Source organism: Serratia ureilytica (assembly GCF_017309605.1).
Lineage (GTDB): Bacteria > Pseudomonadota > Gammaproteobacteria > Enterobacterales > Enterobacteriaceae > Serratia > Serratia ureilytica.
Window position 1 is genome coordinate 722,354 of sequence record NZ_CP071320.1, and the last position, 16,417, is coordinate 738,770.

At 58.5% G+C, this 16,417-nt stretch carries 14 protein-coding genes; 9 read left to right on the plus strand and 5 right to left on the minus strand.

All coding sequences use genetic code 11. The annotated features are described in order from the left end of the window. Position 1: 1 nt before the first annotated feature. The 4 genes from aceF to yacL all read left to right on the plus strand — a co-directional run bounded on the left by aceF (position 2) and on the right by yacL (position 7,154). Positions 2-1,882 carry a pyruvate dehydrogenase complex dihydrolipoyllysine-residue acetyltransferase gene (gene aceF, locus J0X03_RS03330; protein WP_160204562.1) on the plus strand — a complete coding sequence of 627 codons (1,881 nt, stop codon included), beginning with the start codon at positions 2-4 and terminating at the stop codon, positions 1,880-1,882. A gap of 233 nt (positions 1,883-2,115) precedes the next feature. Next, positions 2,116-3,540 (plus strand): dihydrolipoyl dehydrogenase, encoded by a 1,425-nt coding sequence (lpdA, locus tag J0X03_RS03335; protein ID WP_033644926.1) that lies wholly within the window; start codon positions 2,116-2,118, stop codon positions 3,538-3,540. A 514-nt stretch (positions 3,541-4,054) separates the two neighbouring features. After that, positions 4,055-6,652 carry a bifunctional aconitate hydratase 2/2-methylisocitrate dehydratase gene (gene acnB / locus J0X03_RS03340; protein WP_033644692.1) on the plus strand — a complete coding sequence of 866 codons (2,598 nt, stop codon included), beginning with the start codon at positions 4,055-4,057 and terminating at the stop codon, positions 6,650-6,652. A gap of 139 nt (positions 6,653-6,791) precedes the next feature. Then, positions 6,792-7,154, plus strand: a complete 363-nt coding sequence (gene yacL, locus J0X03_RS03345) for a protein YacL (protein ID WP_004937507.1) — start codon at positions 6,792-6,794, stop codon at positions 7,152-7,154. A gap of 32 nt (positions 7,155-7,186) precedes the next feature. Here the strand turns inward: yacL and speD are convergent, their stop codons facing one another. From speD to J0X03_RS03360, 3 genes are all read right to left on the minus strand, one after another. After that, on the minus strand, positions 7,187-7,981 hold the full coding sequence (gene speD / locus J0X03_RS03350; RefSeq protein ID WP_004937510.1) for an adenosylmethionine decarboxylase: 795 nt from the start codon (positions 7,979-7,981) through the stop codon (positions 7,187-7,189). A 27-nt stretch (positions 7,982-8,008) separates the two neighbouring features. Continuing rightward, positions 8,009-8,872, minus strand: a complete 864-nt coding sequence (gene speE / locus J0X03_RS03355) for a polyamine aminopropyltransferase (protein ID WP_016930071.1) — start codon at positions 8,870-8,872, stop codon at positions 8,009-8,011. Between the two features lie 123 nt (positions 8,873-8,995). After that, positions 8,996-9,343, minus strand: a complete 348-nt coding sequence (locus tag J0X03_RS03360) for a YacC family pilotin-like protein (RefSeq protein ID WP_033644927.1) — start codon at positions 9,341-9,343, stop codon at positions 8,996-8,998. 219 nt (positions 9,344-9,562) lie between these two features. Between J0X03_RS03360 and cueO the strand changes: the two genes are divergently transcribed. Both cueO and hpt read left to right on the plus strand, forming a co-directional pair. Continuing rightward, on the plus strand, positions 9,563-11,248 hold the full coding sequence (gene cueO, locus J0X03_RS03365) for a multicopper oxidase CueO (protein WP_069100243.1): 1,686 nt from the start codon (positions 9,563-9,565) through the stop codon (positions 11,246-11,248). 98 nt (positions 11,249-11,346) lie between these two features. Then, positions 11,347-11,883 carry a hypoxanthine phosphoribosyltransferase gene (hpt, locus tag J0X03_RS03370; RefSeq protein ID WP_048234659.1) on the plus strand — a complete coding sequence of 179 codons (537 nt, stop codon included), beginning with the start codon at positions 11,347-11,349 and terminating at the stop codon, positions 11,881-11,883. A gap of 37 nt (positions 11,884-11,920) precedes the next feature. On the opposite strand, the gene can is transcribed toward hpt, so the two are convergent. Next, positions 11,921-12,577, minus strand: coding sequence for a carbonate dehydratase (gene can, locus J0X03_RS03375; protein ID WP_015379031.1), 657 nt, complete (start codon positions 12,575-12,577; stop codon positions 11,921-11,923). Positions 12,578-12,788: 211 nt separating this feature from the next. Here can and J0X03_RS03380 point away from each other — a divergent pair, with 211 nt between their 5' ends. From J0X03_RS03380 to J0X03_RS03390, 3 genes are all read left to right on the plus strand, one after another. Then, positions 12,789-13,712, plus strand: a complete 924-nt coding sequence (locus J0X03_RS03380) for an ABC transporter ATP-binding protein (RefSeq protein WP_033644695.1) — start codon at positions 12,789-12,791, stop codon at positions 13,710-13,712. After that, complete coding sequence (locus J0X03_RS03385) at positions 13,709-14,479, plus strand: ABC transporter permease (RefSeq protein WP_033644696.1); 771 nt, start codon at positions 13,709-13,711, stop codon at positions 14,477-14,479. The genes J0X03_RS03380 and J0X03_RS03385 overlap by 4 nt, the downstream gene beginning before the upstream one ends. 177 nt (positions 14,480-14,656) lie before the next feature. After that, positions 14,657-15,934 (plus strand): polysaccharide deacetylase family protein, encoded by a 1,278-nt coding sequence (locus J0X03_RS03390; RefSeq protein WP_033644697.1) that lies wholly within the window; start codon positions 14,657-14,659, stop codon positions 15,932-15,934. A 36-nt stretch (positions 15,935-15,970) separates the two neighbouring features. Here J0X03_RS03390 and panD read toward each other — a convergent pair whose 3' ends face one another. Next, a complete protein-coding gene (gene panD, locus J0X03_RS03395; protein WP_004937544.1) occupies positions 15,971-16,351 on the minus strand; it encodes an aspartate 1-decarboxylase in 381 nt (126 codons plus the stop codon). Positions 16,352-16,417 lie beyond the last annotated feature (66 nt).

A 16,417-nucleotide genomic window follows, 5' to 3' on the forward strand; every position in this document is an offset into this window, starting at 1 on the left:
AATGTCTATCGAAATCAACGTACCGGACATCGGTGCAGATGAAGTCGAAATCACCGAGATTCTGGTGAAGGTCGGCGATAAAGTTGAAGCGGAACAATCGCTGATCACCGTGGAAGGCGACAAGGCTTCCATGGAAGTGCCCTCCCCGCAGGCGGGCGTGGTGAAAGAGATTAAAGTGGCGGTCGGCGATAAAACCGAAACCGGCAAACTGATCATGATCTTCGAAGCGGCAGGCGCAGCGGAAGCTGCACCGGCGGCGAAAGCGGAAGAAAAACCGGCGGCAGCAGCTGCCCCGGCTGCCGCTGCGGCCAAAGACGTTGCCGTGCCGGATATCGGCGCTGACGAAGTCGAAGTGACCGAGATCCTGGTGAAAGTGGGCGACAAGGTGGAAGCCGAGCAGTCCCTGATCACTGTGGAAGGCGACAAGGCTTCCATGGAAGTCCCTGCGCCGTTCGCGGGCACCGTGAAAGAGATCAAGATCGCGACCGGCGACAAAGTGAAAACCGGTTCCCTGATCATGGTGTTCGAAGTGGCCGGCGCCGCTTCCGCTGCGGCCCCGGCTGCGGCGCAAGCACCGGCTGCCGCTGCAGCGCCTGCGGCCTCTGCGGCCAAAGACGTCGCCGTGCCGGATATCGGCGGTGACGAAGTCGAAGTGACCGAGGTGATGGTCAAGGTGGGCGACAAGGTTGCCGCCGAGCAGTCTCTGATCACCGTGGAAGGCGACAAGGCCTCCATGGAAGTGCCTGCACCGTTCGCGGGCACCGTGAAAGAGATCAAGATCGCGACCGGCGACAAAGTGAAAACCGGCTCCCTGATCATGGTGTTCGAAGTGGAAGGCGCTGCGCCTGCCGCTGCCGCCGCTCCAGCCGCTAAAGCGGACGCTGCGCCGGCGCCGGCCGCCGCTAAAGCCGCCGCTCCGGCTGCGAAAGCTGAAGACAAAGGCGAGTTCGCCGAGAACGCGGCCTACGTGCACGCGACTCCGGTCATTCGTCGTCTGGCGCGTGAATTCGGCGTTAACCTGGCGAAAGTGAAAGGCACCGGTCGTAAAGGCCGCATCCTGCGCGAAGACGTTCAGGCTTACGTGAAAGACGCGGTGAAACGCGCTGAAGCGTCCCCGGCTGCTGCCGGCGGCGGTCTGCCAGGCATGCTGCCATGGCCGAAAGTGGACTTCAGCAAGTTCGGCGAGATCGAAGAAGTCGAAATGGGCCGCATCCAGAAGATCTCTGGCGCGAACCTGAGCCGCAACTGGGTGATGATCCCGCACGTGACTCACTTCGACAAAACCGACATCACCGATCTGGAAGCGTTCCGCAAGCAGCAGAACGAAGAAGCGGCCAAGCGCAAGCTGGACGTGAAGTTCACGCCTGTCGTGTTCATCATGAAAGCCGTCGCTGCCGCTCTGGAGCAGATGCCGCGCTTCAACAGCTCGCTGTCCGAAGACGGTCAGAAGCTGACGCTGAAGAAATACATCAATATCGGCGTGGCGGTAGATACCCCGAACGGCCTGGTGGTTCCGGTGTTCAAGGACGTGAACAAGAAGAGCATCACCGAGCTGTCTCGCGAGCTGATGACCATCTCCAAGAAAGCGCGCGACGGCAAGCTGACCGCGGGCGAGATGCAGGGCGGCTGCTTCACCATCTCCAGCCTGGGCGGCATCGGGACAACTCACTTCGCGCCGATCGTCAACGCGCCGGAAGTGGCTATCCTGGGCGTCTCCAAGTCTGCGATGGAGCCGGTCTGGAACGGTAAAGAGTTCATGCCGCGCCTGATGATGCCGATGTCGCTGTCCTTCGACCACCGCGTTATCGACGGTGCCGATGGTGCGCGCTTCATCACCATCATCAACAACATGTTGTCCGACATTCGCCGTCTGGTGATGTAATGCAAAAGGGGCGCAGCATGCTGCGCCCCTGACGATTCTGTAGCAGTTTTGTCGGATTTTGCATAACTCGACAAAATTGTTGAGACACGGGTCACTCGAACACGCTTTGCAGATTATTAACAATTCTGTAAACTGCTCGCGGTGTAAGCGTCCCGGTGGATGAAGGGCGTTATGAGATCGATTAGCAATAAAAATGACGTCTGACCCGCCGGACAATCAATTAAGAGGTCATGATGAGTACTGAAATTAAAACTCAGGTCGTGGTACTTGGGGCGGGCCCGGCAGGTTACTCTGCAGCCTTTCGTTGCGCTGACTTAGGTCTTGAAACCGTTCTGGTTGAACGTTATTCCACTCTGGGCGGGGTTTGCCTGAACGTGGGATGTATCCCTTCCAAAGCACTGCTGCACGTTGCCAAAGTGATCGAAGAAGCCAAAGCGTTGGCCGAACACGGCATCGTTTTCGGCGAGCCGAAAACCGACATCGACAAAGTGCGCGTCTGGAAAGAAAAAGTCATCACTCAGCTGACCGGCGGTCTGGCTGGCATGGCGAAAGGCCGTAAAGTGAAAGTGGTCAACGGCCTGGGCAAGTTCACCGGCGCTAACACCCTGGTTGTTGAAGGCGAAAACGGCCCAACCACCATCAACTTCGACAACGCCATCATCGCTGCAGGTTCTCGTCCGATCCAACTGCCATTCATTCCTCATGAAGATCCACGCGTGTGGGATTCTACCGATGCGCTGGCGCTGAAAACCGTCCCAGAGCGTCTGCTGGTTATGGGCGGCGGCATCATCGGCCTGGAAATGGGCACCGTATACCATGCGCTGGGTTCACAGATCGACGTCGTTGAAATGTTCGATCAGGTTATCCCGGCGGCAGATAAAGACGTGGTGAAAGTCTTCACCAAACGTATCAGCAAGCAGTTCAACCTGATGCTGGAAACCAAAGTGACCGCGGTAGAAGCCAAAGAAGACGGCATCTACGTCACGATGGAAGGTAAAAAAGCGCCGGCAGAGCCACAGCGTTACGACGCGGTGCTGGTGGCGATCGGCCGCGTGCCGAACGGCAAACTGCTGGATGCCGGCAAAGCCGGTGTTGAAGTTGACGAGCGTGGCTTCATCAACGTCGACAAACAGCTGCGCACCAACGTGCCGCACATCTTCGCCATCGGCGACATCGTCGGCCAGCCGATGCTGGCGCACAAAGGCGTGCACGAAGGCCACGTCGCCGCAGAAGTTATCGCCGGCATGAAGCACTACTTCGATCCGAAAGTGATCCCATCCATCGCTTACACCGAGCCGGAAGTGGCGTGGGTGGGTCTGACCGAGAAAGAAGCGAAAGAGAAAGGCATCAGCTACGAAACCTCCACCTTCCCGTGGGCGGCTTCCGGCCGTGCGATCGCTTCCGACTGTGCAGACGGCATGACCAAATTGATCTTCGACAAAGAAACTCACCGCATCATCGGTGGCGCGATTGTCGGCACCAACGGCGGCGAGCTGCTGGGTGAAATCGGTCTGGCTATCGAGATGGGCTGCGACGCGGAAGACATCGCGCTGACCATCCACGCTCACCCGACCCTGCACGAATCCGTGGGCCTGGCGGCGGAAATCTACGAAGGCAGCATCACCGACCTGCCTAACCCGAAAGCCAAGAAGAAGTAATTCTGCTGGTTTGACCGGTTAACAAGCGGCTCCTGAGAAGGGGCCGTTTTTTTTTGCTCAGATGCAGAACGCGGTTTTTTGTGGCCGCTGCGCCAAATTCCGATCCTAATGCTTATATCCATTTTAATTATGTGGATATAATGCCCTGTTTGTCCGGCAGCCGATTACGCTGCGCTCAACGATTCAGCAAAGATTTAATGTTGCTTTTATGTGAACGAATTAACAACCGTTTCAAATCCTGATATGCTGGCTGAGCGGAACCGGGCACTGTACCTTACAGTCCAGGACATCGACAGCAGTGCCCCGTCAGGATAGATGGCATCAATATCGCCGTGCGCTCTACCCATCAGTCTTTCATGCTGTAACGCTGTTTGACCGTGCTTGTTTGCCCCAATCACCGTTTCGGGGCCTTTACGGGCCGATCGCCTAGCCACAGAGTGAAACCCAAAGGGTATAAACCCGGTTTGCATATACGCCAGGCACAATAAATGACAATGAGAGCGAGGAGAACGTCGTGCTAGAAGAATACCGTAAGCACGTAGCCGAGCGTGCTGCTGAGGGCATCGCCCCTAAGCCGCTAGACGCCACCCAAATGGCCGCGCTGGTCGAACTACTGAAGAATCCGCCAAAAGGCGAAGAAGAATTCCTGTTAGACCTGCTGATTAACCGTGTTCCACCGGGCGTCGACGAAGCCGCCTACGTCAAAGCAGGTTTCCTGGCGGCCATCGCCAAAGGTGAAGCGACATCCCCCCTGGTTACCCCCGAGAAAGCCATTGAACTGTTAGGCACCATGCAGGGCGGCTATAACATTCATCCGCTGATCGAAGCCCTGGACAACGAAAAGCTGGCGCCGATCGCCGCCAAAGCGCTGTCCCACACGCTGCTGATGTTCGACAACTTCTACGATGTGGAAGAGAAGGCGAAAGCCGGCAACGCGCACGCCAAGCAGATCATGCAGTCCTGGGCCGATGCCGAATGGTACCTGTCGCGCCCGGAGCTGGCGGAAAAGATCACCGTCACCGTGTTCAAAGTGACCGGCGAAACCAACACCGATGACCTGTCTCCGGCGCCGGACGCCTGGTCGCGCCCGGATATCCCGCTGCACGCGCTGGCGATGCTGAAAAACGAACGTGAAGGCATCGTGCCGGATCAGCCGGGCAGCGTCGGCCCGATCAAACAGATCGAGCTGCTGAACAAGAAAGGCTTCCCGCTGGCCTACGTCGGCGACGTGGTCGGCACCGGTTCCTCCCGTAAATCCGCCACCAACTCGGTGCTGTGGTTCATGGGCGACGACATCCCGCACGTGCCGAACAAGCGCGGCGGTGGCGTGGTGCTGGGCGGCAAGATTGCGCCTATCTTCTTCAACACCATGGAAGATGCCGGCGCCTTGCCGATCGAAGTGGACGTGTCCGAGCTGAACATGGGCGACGTGATCGACGTTTACCCGTACAAAGGTGAAGTGCGCAACCACGAAACCGGCGCGCTGATCGCCAACTTCGAGCTGAAAACCGACGTGCTGCTGGATGAAGTGCGCGCCGGCGGCCGTATCCCGCTGATCATCGGCCGTGGCCTGACCACCAAGGCGCGTGAAGCGCTGGGTCTGCCGCACAGCGACGTGTTCCGCATCGCCAAACCGGTAGCCGCCAGCAACAAAGGCTTCTCGCTGGCGCAGAAAATGGTCGGCCGCGCCTGCGGCGTCGCCGGCATTCGCCCTGGCGAATACTGCGAGCCGAAGATGACCTCCGTCGGCTCTCAGGACACCACCGGCCCGATGACCCGCGATGAGCTGAAAGACCTGGCCTGCCTCGGCTTCTCCGCCGATCTGGTCATGCAGTCGTTCTGCCACACCGCCGCGTACCCGAAACCGGTCGACGTGACCACGCACCACACGCTGCCTGACTTCATCATGAACCGCGGCGGCGTCTCGCTGCGCCCGGGCGACGGCGTGATCCACTCCTGGCTGAACCGCATGCTGCTGCCTGACACCGTCGGCACCGGCGGCGATTCCCACACCCGCTTCCCGATCGGCATCTCCTTCCCGGCCGGTTCCGGCCTGGTGGCGTTTGCCGCCGCGACCGGCGTGATGCCGCTGGATATGCCTGAGTCGGTGCTGGTGCGCTTCAAAGGCAAAATGCAGCCGGGCATCACCCTGCGCGATCTGGTGCACGCCATCCCTTACTACGCGATCCAGCAAGGGCTGCTGACCGTCGAGAAGAAGGGCAAGAAAAACATCTTCTCCGGCCGCATTCTGGAGATCGAAGGCCTGCCGGATCTGAAGGTCGAGCAGGCGTTTGAGCTGACCGATGCGTCCGCCGAACGTTCCGCCGCCGGTTGTACCATCAAGCTGGACAAGGCGCCGATTGAAGAGTACCTGAACTCCAACATCGTGCTGCTGAAGTGGATGATCTCCGAAGGCTACGGCGATCGCCGTACGCTGGAGCGCCGTATTCAGGGCATGGAAAAATGGCTGGCGGATCCGCAACTGCTGGAAGGCGATGCGGATGCGGAATACGCAGCGGTGATCGACATCGATCTGAACGAGATCAAAGAGCCGATCCTGTGTGCGCCGAACGATCCTGACGATGCGCGCCTGCTGTCTGACGTGGCCAACAGCAAAATCGATGAAGTGTTCATCGGTTCTTGCATGACCAACATCGGCCACTTCCGCGCGGCGGGCAAGCTGCTGGATCAGCACAAGGGCCAGCTGCCGACCCGTCTGTGGGTGGCGCCGCCAACCAAGATGGATGCGGCTCAGCTGACTGAAGAAGGCTACTACAGCGTCTTCGGCAAGAGCGGCGCGCGTATCGAGATCCCGGGCTGCTCGCTGTGCATGGGCAACCAGGCGCGCGTGGCGGACGGCGCGACGGTGGTTTCCACCTCAACCCGTAACTTCCCGAACCGTCTGGGCACCGGCGCCAACGTCTATCTGGCGTCTGCCGAACTGGCCGCGGTAGCGTCCCTGCTGGGCCGCCTGCCGACGCCGGACGAGTACCAGACCTATATGGCGCAGGTCGATAAGACGGCGGCGGATACCTACCGCTACCTGAACTTTGACCAGCTGGGCCAGTACACCGAAAAAGCCGACGGCGTGATCTTCCAAACCGCCGTGTAAGCCGCTATATTGCGCAACTGTTTAACGGGAGGCCTTGGCCTCCCGTTTTATTTTGCTCAGTTGCCAACTTTGCGAGCGCTCACTGAGTTAGTCCGCCATTTATGTTTACACTAAGAAAAAGGGCTCAGGAGGGCATGCTATGGATTACGAATTTCTGCGTGACGTCACCGGTCAGGTGATCGTCAGATTTTCGATGGGGCATGAAGCGATTGGCCACTGGATCAATGAAGAAGTCAAAGGCGATTTCAACCTGCTGGACCGCATTGAAGCCGGCGCGGCCGAGGTCAAAGGCAGCGAGCGCCAATGGCAGCTGGAAGGCCATGAATATACGCTGCTGATGGATGGTGAAGAAGTGATGATCCGCGCCAATCAGCTGGAGTTCGAGGGCGACGAAATGGAAGAGGGGATGAACTACTACGACGAAGAAAGCCTCTCATTCTGCGGCGTTGAGGATTTCCTGCTGGTGTTGAAGGCCTATCGTTCTTTCATGCTGAAGTACTAAGCATCAGGGCGCGGCGCGCCGCGCCCTTTCCATCACAGATGCGGAATATTGCGGCCGTAATAGATTTCCTGCATCTCTTTCCATAACAGATCGGTGATCTGCTTGCGTTCGGCTGCGCTCAACGCCTCCGGCTCCGCGTTAAACAGGTAGTGCTTCAGATCGAAATCCTTCAGCAACATCTTGGTATGGAAGATATTTTCCTGGTAAACGTTCACGTCCATCATGTGGTACAGCGCCTTGATGTCTTCCGACATAAAGTTCTGGATCGAATTGATCTCATGATCGATGTAATGTTTCACGCCGTTCACGTCGCGGGTAAAACCGCGCACGCGATAGTCCATGGTGACGATGTCGGATTCCAGCTGGTGAATTAAGTAGTTCAGCGCCTTGAGGGGCGAAATGACGCCGCAGGTCGAGACCTCGATATCGGCGCGGAAGGTGCACAGCCCGCCTTCCGGATGGCTTTCCGGGTAGGTGTGCACGCAGATATGGCTCTTGTCCAGGTGCGCGACGACCGTATTCGGTAGCGGACCGGGGTGTTCCGACGTATCGACGTCTTTCGGATCGATCGGCTCTTCGCTGACCAGGATGGTGACGCTGGCGCCCTGCGGCTCGTAGTCCTGACGCGCGATGTTCAGAATATTGGCGCCGATGATCGAGCAGGTTTCGCTCAGGATCTCGGTCAGCCGGTTGGCGTTATATTGTTCGTCTATGTAGGCGATATAGCCATCGCGATCGTCCGCGGTTTTGGCGTAACAAATATCGTAAATACAAAAACTCAGGCTCTTGGTCAGGTTGTTGAAGCCGTGCAGTTTTAGCTTATGCAATTTGGGCCACCTCCTTTATCTTCTCGCTTAACGTGTTACGTTCAGGGCATTGAGCAAATATTGCGGCAGGGCAAAGCTGCCGACGTGAATTGCCGGGTTGTAATAACGGCAGTGTAGGCCGCTTTGGTTAAAGCGCTGTTGCAGGGTTGGCAGATCGCGCTGGCGCAGCGCCGGGTTCTGGCTCGCCCAGGCGAAGGTCATGATGCCGCCGTAATAGGTCGGGATCGCCGCCTGATAGAAGCTGACGTCGCTAAAGTAGCGGCTCAGTTTGGCGTGGCTGTTGACCGCCTCGTCCTGCTGCAGGAAACAGACGCCGTTTTGCGCGACGAAAATGCCGCCCTCATTCAGGCAGCGGGCGCAGCCTTCATAAAACGCCGAGGTGAACAGGCTTTCGCCGGGGCCGATCGGATCGGTGCAGTCGGAGATGATCACATCGAACGTTTCGTCGGTTTGATTCACGAAGTTGACGCCGTCGTCAATCACCAGCTTGAAGCGCGGATCGTCATAGGCGCCGGCGCTGTGGTTGGGTAGGTACTGGCGGCAGAACTCGACGACGCCGGCGTCGATTTCGACCATGGTGATCTGCTCAACGCCAGGATGCCGGCTGACTTCGCGCAGCATACCGCCGTCGCCGCCGCCGATGATCAGCACTTTCTTCGCCTGGCCGTGCGCCAACAGCGGCACGTGGGTCAGCATTTCGTGATAGATGAACTCGTCACGCTCGGTGGTTTGCACCACGCCGTCGAGCGCCATCACGCGCCCCAGCACCGGGTTCTCGAAGATCACCAGATCCTGATGATCGGTCTTCTCGCGGTATAGCACCTTCTCTACCGAAAAGTACTGGCCGAAGCCCGTATGCAGCGTTTCGTACCAAATTTCTTTCTGGGTCATGTGCGGGAAACTCCGTAATAACAGCCATGAAAAATCGGCGCAACATCATAGCTAACTCTGCCTGGCGATGCACGGTTGAATTTCAGACAGAGAGAGCGGAGGGCGGACGGGCGAGGGGGAAGATTAATTGGCGTAGGCCAGCAGGCTCAGGGAGTCGCGCGCCAGCGATTTGCACTTCTTGGGCGTTGGAATGGCGATGCCGCTCAGATCGCGATAGCTGTCTTCGCCCAGCGCCTTCATGTTAAAGCTGTTGTAGTTGCTCAAATCCCAGCGGTTTTGTTGCGCGAAATAGACGATGGCGCGCTTGATTTGCGCATTTGGCAAATCGTTGTAGCCGCAATCATTTTTCAAATAAATAAATACCGCCGTCAGATCGGCCAGATCTTCCGCCTCGGATTCATTCAGCGCCAGACTGGCGTTGGAGAAGCCCAGCATCGCCAGCAACAGCATCGTTAACGTTGTTTTTTTCATCATGAAATAGGCCTGTTTGTCGTCTGCAGACGTTACCACACTTGCCTGTAAAGGCACCAAATTTTATTGCTGACGGGCGCTGCCATAGCGCTCACCCACGGCGCGCTCTTGATTGTGAGGCATAGCTTAAAATACCGCCAGAAAAGGCTTGACCTTCCGCCTGGGGGAAGGTTTAGGCTGGCCGCGTTGAGTTATGTCACTGAGAAAAGGGAGTCAGCGATGTTACGCCGTGATTTTATTAAATTGACCGCTGCATTGGGCGCCGCGAGCGCATTGCCGTTATGGAGCCGGGCCGCCTTAGCGGCCGAGCGGCCGGCCCTGCCGGTGCCCCCGTTGTTAACGCCCGACGCGCAGGGAAAGATTGCGCTGGCGCTGCAGGCGGGGGAAACCCGCTGGTTGCCCGGCGCCGCCACCAAAACCTGGGGATTCAACGGCGCGCTGCTCGGGCCGGCGGTGAAGCTGCAGCGGGGTCAGCCGGTGACGGTCGATATCAAAAACCGCCTGGCGGAAGCCAGTACCGTCCACTGGCACGGTCTGGAAATCCCCGGCGACGTCGATGGCGGCCCGCAGGCGTTGATCCATCCCGGCGCAACGCGCACGGTGAATTTCACCGTCGATCAACCGGCGGCCACCTGCTGGTTCCACCCGCATACCCACGGTAAAACCGGCAGCCAGGTGATGATGGGGCTGGCGGGGCTGGTGCTGCTGGAAGACGATGAAAGCGCCAAACTGCCGCTGCCGAAAACCTGGGGGCAGGATGACATTCCGGTGATCCTGCAGGATAAGCGCTTGGGCAAAGATGCCCAGATCGAATATCGCCTGGACGTGATGAGCGCGGCGGTGGGTTGGTTTGGCGATCGCATGTTTACCAACGGCGCGCAGTACCCGCAACATCTGGCGCCGCGCGGTTGGCTGCGTTTGCGTTTCCTCAACGGTTGCAACGCCCGCTCGCTGAATCTGGCGGCCAGTGACAACCGTCCGCTGTACGTCATCGCCAGCGACGGCGGTTTCCTGGCGGAACCGGTGAAGCTGACCGAGCTGCCGATGCTGATGGGCGAGCGCTTTGAAGTGCTGGTCGATGCCTCCGACGGGAAAGCGTTCGACATCGTGACGTTGCCGGTGAAACAGATGGGCATGACGCTGGCGCCGTTCGATCGGCCGCTGCCGGTGTTGCGCATTCAGCCGTCGTTGGCGCAGGGCATCAAAACCATGCCGGATAGCCTGGTGAAGCTGCCGACATTGCCTGCCACCACCGGCATCCAGGAGCGTTGGCTGCAGCTGATGATGGATCCGCAGCTGGATATGCTCGGCATGCAGGCGCTGATGGATCGTTATGGTCACCAGGCGATGGCCGGCATGAGCATGAATCATGGCGCGACGGGCGCTGGAGACATGAAAGGTATGGACCACGGTAACATGAAGGGCATGGAGAAGGGCGGCATGCAGGGCATGGACCACGGCGACATGAGCAGCATGAAAGGCATGAAAGGCATGGATCATGGCAAGATGGCCGGGATGGATCATGGCGGCGCGCAGGGCAACGCTAAACCGTTCGACTTCAGCCACGGCAACATGATCAACGGCAAGGCCTTCGACATGAACAAACCGATGTTTGCCGCCAAACGGGGCCAGTATGAAAAATGGACCATTTCCGGCGAGGGCGACATGATGCTGCACCCGTTCCACATTCACGGCACCCAGTTCCGTATCCTGTCGGAAAACGGCAAACCGCCGGCGGCGCATCGCAGCGGCTGGAAGGACACGGTGCGCGTCGAAGGTTGGCGCAGCGAAGTGCTGGTGCGTTTCGATCATCCGGCAAGCAGCGAACATGCGTATATGGCCCACTGCCACCTGTTGGAACACGAAGATACCGGCATGATGATGGGCTTTACCGTCGCCGATTGATCGCGGCCTATCGCTCAGGTGGCGGTGCGCTCGCGTCGCCACCGGCGAAAGGCTATGCTAAACTCTGCGCCTTTCTTCCGGCAACTGACCTGAATACTATGAAACACACTGTAGACGTAATGATTTCCGAGCAGGAAGTTAAGACCCGTATCGCCGAACTTGGCCGCCAGATCACCGAACATTACCGCGACAGCGGCAGCGACATGGTGCTGGTTGGGCTGCTGCGCGGCTCCTTCATGTTCATGGCCGATCTGTGCCGCGCGATTGACGTGCCGCATGAAGTCGACTTCATGACGGCTTCCAGCTACGGCAGCGGCATGTCCACCACTCGCGACGTGAAGATCCTCAAGGATCTGGACGAAGACATTCGCGGCAAAGACGTGCTGATCGTGGAAGACATCATCGATTCCGGCAACACGCTGAACAAAGTGCGCGAGATTTTGGCGCTGCGTGGGCCGAAATCGCTGGCGATTTGCACCTTGCTGGACAAGCCTGAGCGCCGTGAAGTGCAGGTGCCGGTCGAATACGTCGGCTTCTCGATCCCGGATGAGTTCGTGGTGGGGTATGGCATCGACTACGCCCAGCGCTACCGTCACCTGCCGTACGTCGGCAAAGTGGTGCTGCTGGACGAGTAATTGATGTGGGGCGCGGCCTGCCGCGCCTGCGGCGGGATTATACGCCTTTATCCTGCTTCAGTTTGGCTATCGCTTTGCGGTAGCCCATCTCCAGGCTCTCGCGGCTGGTCGCCAGCACTTCCATATCGCGCAGACGGCCGTCCTGAATGCCGTACACCCAGCCGTGGATCATCACCTTCTGGCCGCGTTTCCAGGCCGATTGCATGATGGTGGAGTGGCCCAGGTTGTATACCTGCTCAATGACGTTGATCTCGCACAGCATGTCGAAACGCTGTTCCGGTGGCAGCTCGCCCAGCAGCGAACTGTGCTTGTACCACAGATCGCGAATGTGCAGCAGCCAGTTGTCGATCAGCCCCAGCTCCGGGTTTTCCACCGCGGCCTGCACGCCGCCGCAGCCCAGGTGGCCGCAGATGATGATGTGTTCGACCTCCAGCACATCTACCGCATACTGCACCACCGACAGGCAGTTAAGATCGGTGTGGATAACGAGGTTCGCCACGTTGCGATGGACGAACAGTTCACCCGGCTCGAGGCCGGTCAGGCGTTCTGCGGGAACGCGGCTGTCAGAGCAACCAATCCATAAGAAGCGGGGCTTTTGCGCCTGGGCTAAACGTTCAAAAAAATCCGGGTCTTCCTGACTGATATTGGCCGACCAGGCCTGGTTGTTGGCGATAAGCTCTTCGATTTCTTTCATGGAGGTGATTGACCCGTAACGAACAGATTGCGTTGGGGTAATATAGGGTAAGCGTCACAATTTGGAAATCGGAACAGTGGTGCAACCTCATTTACCGCACGGATTCGACGCAGTGAAAACGCCGTCGATGCTAGGATTATTGTTATTGTTTCAAGCCTCGCAAACAGGGGGCGCGGCGGCATACTCATCGTTATAAGGTACTATTTTACATATGAATTATGCACTGGAATTAGCGCAGCTGACCAAGACTTACGCCGGTGGCGTCAAGGCGCTGCGCGGCATCGACCTGAGCGTCGAGGCGGGGGATTTTTATGCCCTGCTGGGGCCAAACGGCGCCGGAAAGTCCACCACCATCGGCATCATCAGCTCGCTGGTGAATAAAACCGCCGGCAGCGTGCGGGTGTTCGGTTACGACATCGATAAAGACATCGTCAACGCCAAGCGCCAGCTTGGCCTGGTGCCGCAGGAGTTCAACTTCAACCCGTTTGAGACCGTATTGCAGATCGTGGTGAACCAGGCGGGTTACTATGGCGTCACGCGGCGTGAAGCGATGGCGCGCGCCGAAAAGTACCTCAATCAGCTGGACTTGTGGGGCAAGCGCAACGAGCGTGCTCGCATGCTGTCCGGCGGCATGAAGCGCCGTCTGATGATCGCCCGCGCGTTGATGCACCAGCCGAAGCTGCTGATCCTCGATGAACCGACCGCCGGGGTGGATATCGAGCTGCGCCGCTCGATGTGGGGCTTCCTGAAAGAGCTGAACGCCCAGGGCACCACCATCATCCTCACCACCCACTATTTGGAAGAGGCGGAGATGCTGTGCCGCAACATCGGCATCATCCAGAACGGGGAGCTGGTGGAAAACACCTCGATGAAGGGGCTGCTGGCCAAGCTCAAGTCGGAAACCTTTATCCTCGATCTGGCGGCGAAAAGCCCGCTGCCGAAGCTGGACGGTTACCGCAGCCGCCTGACGGATACCTCGACGCTGGAAGTGGAGGTGATGCGTGAACAGGGGCTGAACGGCCTGTTCGCCCAGCTGAGCGCGCAGGGCGTGCAGGTGCTGAGCATGCGCAACAAGGCGAACCGCCTGGAAGAGCTGTTTGTCACCCTGGTTAACGGCAATGGAGAGAAAGCATGACGCGTTTGTATTGGGTGGCCTTACAGAGCATCTGGGCCAAAGAGGTGAACCGCTTCGCGCGCATCTGGATCCAGACCCTGGTGCCGCCGGTGATCACCATGACGCTGTACTTCATCATCTTCGGCAACCTGATCGGGTCACGCATCGGCGATATGCACGGCTTCAGCTACATGCAGTTCATCGTGCCCGGCCTTATCATGATGGCGGTGATCACCAACTCCTACGCCAACGTCGCGTCGTCGTTCTTCAGCGCCAAATTCCAGCGCAACATTGAGGAACTGCTGGTGGCGCCGGTGCCGACCCACGTGGTGATCGCCGGTTATGTCGGCGGCGGCGTGGCGCGCGGTATCTGCGTCGGCGTGCTGGTGACCATCATCTCGCTGTTCTTCGTGCCGCTGCAGGTGCACGCCTGGTGGGTGATTGCGCTGACGCTGTTGCTGACGGCGATCCTGTTCTCGCTGGCGGGGCTGATCAACGCGGTGTTCGCCACCACTTTCGACGACATCAGCCTGATCCCGACCTTCGTGTTGACGCCGCTCACCTACCTGGGCGGGGTGTTCTACTCGCTGTCGCTGCTGCCGCCGTTCTGGCAGGCGGTGTCAAAGCTGAACCCGATCGTCTATATGATCAGCGGTTTCCGCTACGGTTTCCTCGGCATCAACGACGTGCCGCTGGCGTTCACCATGGCGGTGCTGGTGGCGTTTATCACGGTGTTCTACCTGCTGTCCTGGTACCTGATCGAACGCGGCCGCGGCCTGCGCAGCTGATCCTGATGCGCCCTCGTTTTCCCGGCGGGGGCGCTTTTCCCGATTTGGCGCAGGCGGCGCGTAAATCAATAGAATCGCTCAAATAACCGCTAGTTCCCCGCTGTTCAAATCGTGCTATGCTGGCGCTCCACATTTCCTTCATTTTTGTCATTACGCACTCGTAAGCAGAACATCATCATGCGGCCTCAATACAAGTTGGCGACTGGGTTACTCGGCATTCTGATGTCGTTGGTTTCCCCTGTGAGCCTGGCGAATCTGCTGTCGGAAGACGGCGCGGTTAAATCTGAATACATGGAAGCGCAGCGCGACAGCGAAGTCTATTCGCTGGTGGGCGAGCATGTGATCCCGGTAGGGGAAGTGAAGCGCGGGCAGCTGATCCAGGTGTTCCCGGCGGATGCGGAATACTACGAATTCAAATTCGGGCACGGCACCGGCTTTATCGATAAAGACGACGTGCGCGAGCTGAAGAAGTCGCGCAAGGTGCAAGACGATCTGGGCGAGCTGAACAAGCCGCTGACCAACCAGAATCTGATCACCCAAAAGGCGATCGACGTATACACCGCGGCGGACAAGGACAGCGAGGTCTTCGGCACGCTGGAAGGCAATCTGCGTTATCCGATCATCGGCAAGCTGAAGGATCGGCTGAACAATACCTGGTACGAGGTCAACATCGGCGATCGGCTGGGGTTCGTCAATGAGCTGGACTGCGAGATCGATAACGGCATACCGGTGCTGACTTACCATCACCTGCTGAAAAACGAAGAGAACAAGCGCTTCCGCCATACTTCGACCACCACCTCAGACGTGGCGTTCAGCAACCAGATGACCTACCTCAAGCAGGCGGGCTACGACACCATTTCGCTGTATCAGCTGGAAGCCTACCTGAAGAATCAGATCAACCTGCCGGGCAAGGCGATCGTGCTGACCTTCGACGACGGGCTGAAATCGGTTTATCGCTACGCTTACCCGGTATTGAAGGATTACGGTTTCCGCGCGACGGCGTTCATCATCTCTTCGCGCATCAAGCGTCATCCGCAGAAATGGAACCCGGACTCGCTGCAGTTTATGAGCGTCTCGGAGCTCAAGCAGATTCAGGACGTGTTCGACGTGCAGTCGCACACCCACTTCCTGCATCGCACCGACGGCAATCGCCAGCCGATTTTGCTGAGCCGTTCGCTGCACAATATCGAGTTCGATTTTGAGCGTTCGCGCCGCGCGCTGTCGCAGTTCAACCCGCACGTGCTGTATCTGTCCTACCCGTTCGGCGGCTATAACCAGCGGGCTATCCAGGCGGCGCAGGACGCCGGTTTCCATCTGGCGGTGACCACGGTGCAGGGCAAGGTGAAGCCGGGGGATAATCCCTATACGCTGAAGCGGCTGTATATTCTGCGCACCGACTCGATCCAGACCATGGCGGATCGGATAGCCAACAAGCCGGGTACGGTGGTGCAGTAAGGAAAAGAACGGGCGCGCGAGGCGCCCGTTTTACCGTCAGGCGACCTGAACCGGCACGGCTTTCGCCTTGCGCTGCAGGTTGTTGTCACCCTCGAAATAGGCGACCTTCGGGTGATGTTGGCGGGCGTCAGCGTCGGTCATTTGCACATAGGAGCAGATGATCAGTTTGTCACCCACGCAGGCGCAGCGCGCGGCGGCGCCGTTGACCGAAATGATGCGCGAACCGCGCTCGGCGGCGATGGCGTAGGTGGAGAAGCGCTGGCCGTTATCCACGTTGTAGATATCGATCGCTTCATATTCCAGAATGCCGGCCGCTTCCAGGAAATCCTGATCGATGGCGCAGGATCCTTCATAGTGCAAGTCAGCCTGAGTGACTTTGACGCGATGCAGCTTGCCTTGCAGCATAGTACGTATCATAGCTTTACCTAACTGAATATCGGCCTTCACAGGCGTTGGGGTTGAACATCTCTCCTGCATCCCTGC

Coding starts and splice junctions, on each gene's coding strand:
- speE (WP_016930071.1), bottom strand. CDS start 8,872: ATGACCCAGAAAGAAATTTGGTACGAAACGCTGCATACGGGCTTCGGC.
- J0X03_RS03385 (WP_033644696.1), top strand. CDS start 13,709: ATGACGCGTTTGTATTGGGTGGCCTTACAGAGCATCTGGGCCAAAGAG.
- panD (WP_004937544.1), bottom strand. CDS start 16,351: ATGATACGTACTATGCTGCAAGGCAAGCTGCATCGCGTCAAAGTCACT.
- J0X03_RS03380 (WP_033644695.1), top strand. CDS start 12,789: ATGAATTATGCACTGGAATTAGCGCAGCTGACCAAGACTTACGCCGGT.
- can (WP_015379031.1), bottom strand. CDS start 12,577: ATGAAAGAAATCGAAGAGCTTATCGCCAACAACCAGGCCTGGTCGGCC.
- J0X03_RS03360 (WP_033644927.1), bottom strand. CDS start 9,343: ATGAAAAAAACAACGTTAACGATGCTGTTGCTGGCGATGCTGGGCTTC.
- hpt (WP_048234659.1), top strand. CDS start 11,347: ATGAAACACACTGTAGACGTAATGATTTCCGAGCAGGAAGTTAAGACC.
- aceF (WP_160204562.1), top strand. CDS start 2: ATGTCTATCGAAATCAACGTACCGGACATCGGTGCAGATGAAGTCGAA.
- cueO (WP_069100243.1), top strand. CDS start 9,563: ATGTTACGCCGTGATTTTATTAAATTGACCGCTGCATTGGGCGCCGCG.
- yacL (WP_004937507.1), top strand. CDS start 6,792: ATGGATTACGAATTTCTGCGTGACGTCACCGGTCAGGTGATCGTCAGA.
- lpdA (WP_033644926.1), top strand. CDS start 2,116: ATGAGTACTGAAATTAAAACTCAGGTCGTGGTACTTGGGGCGGGCCCG.
- J0X03_RS03390 (WP_033644697.1), top strand. CDS start 14,657: ATGCGGCCTCAATACAAGTTGGCGACTGGGTTACTCGGCATTCTGATG.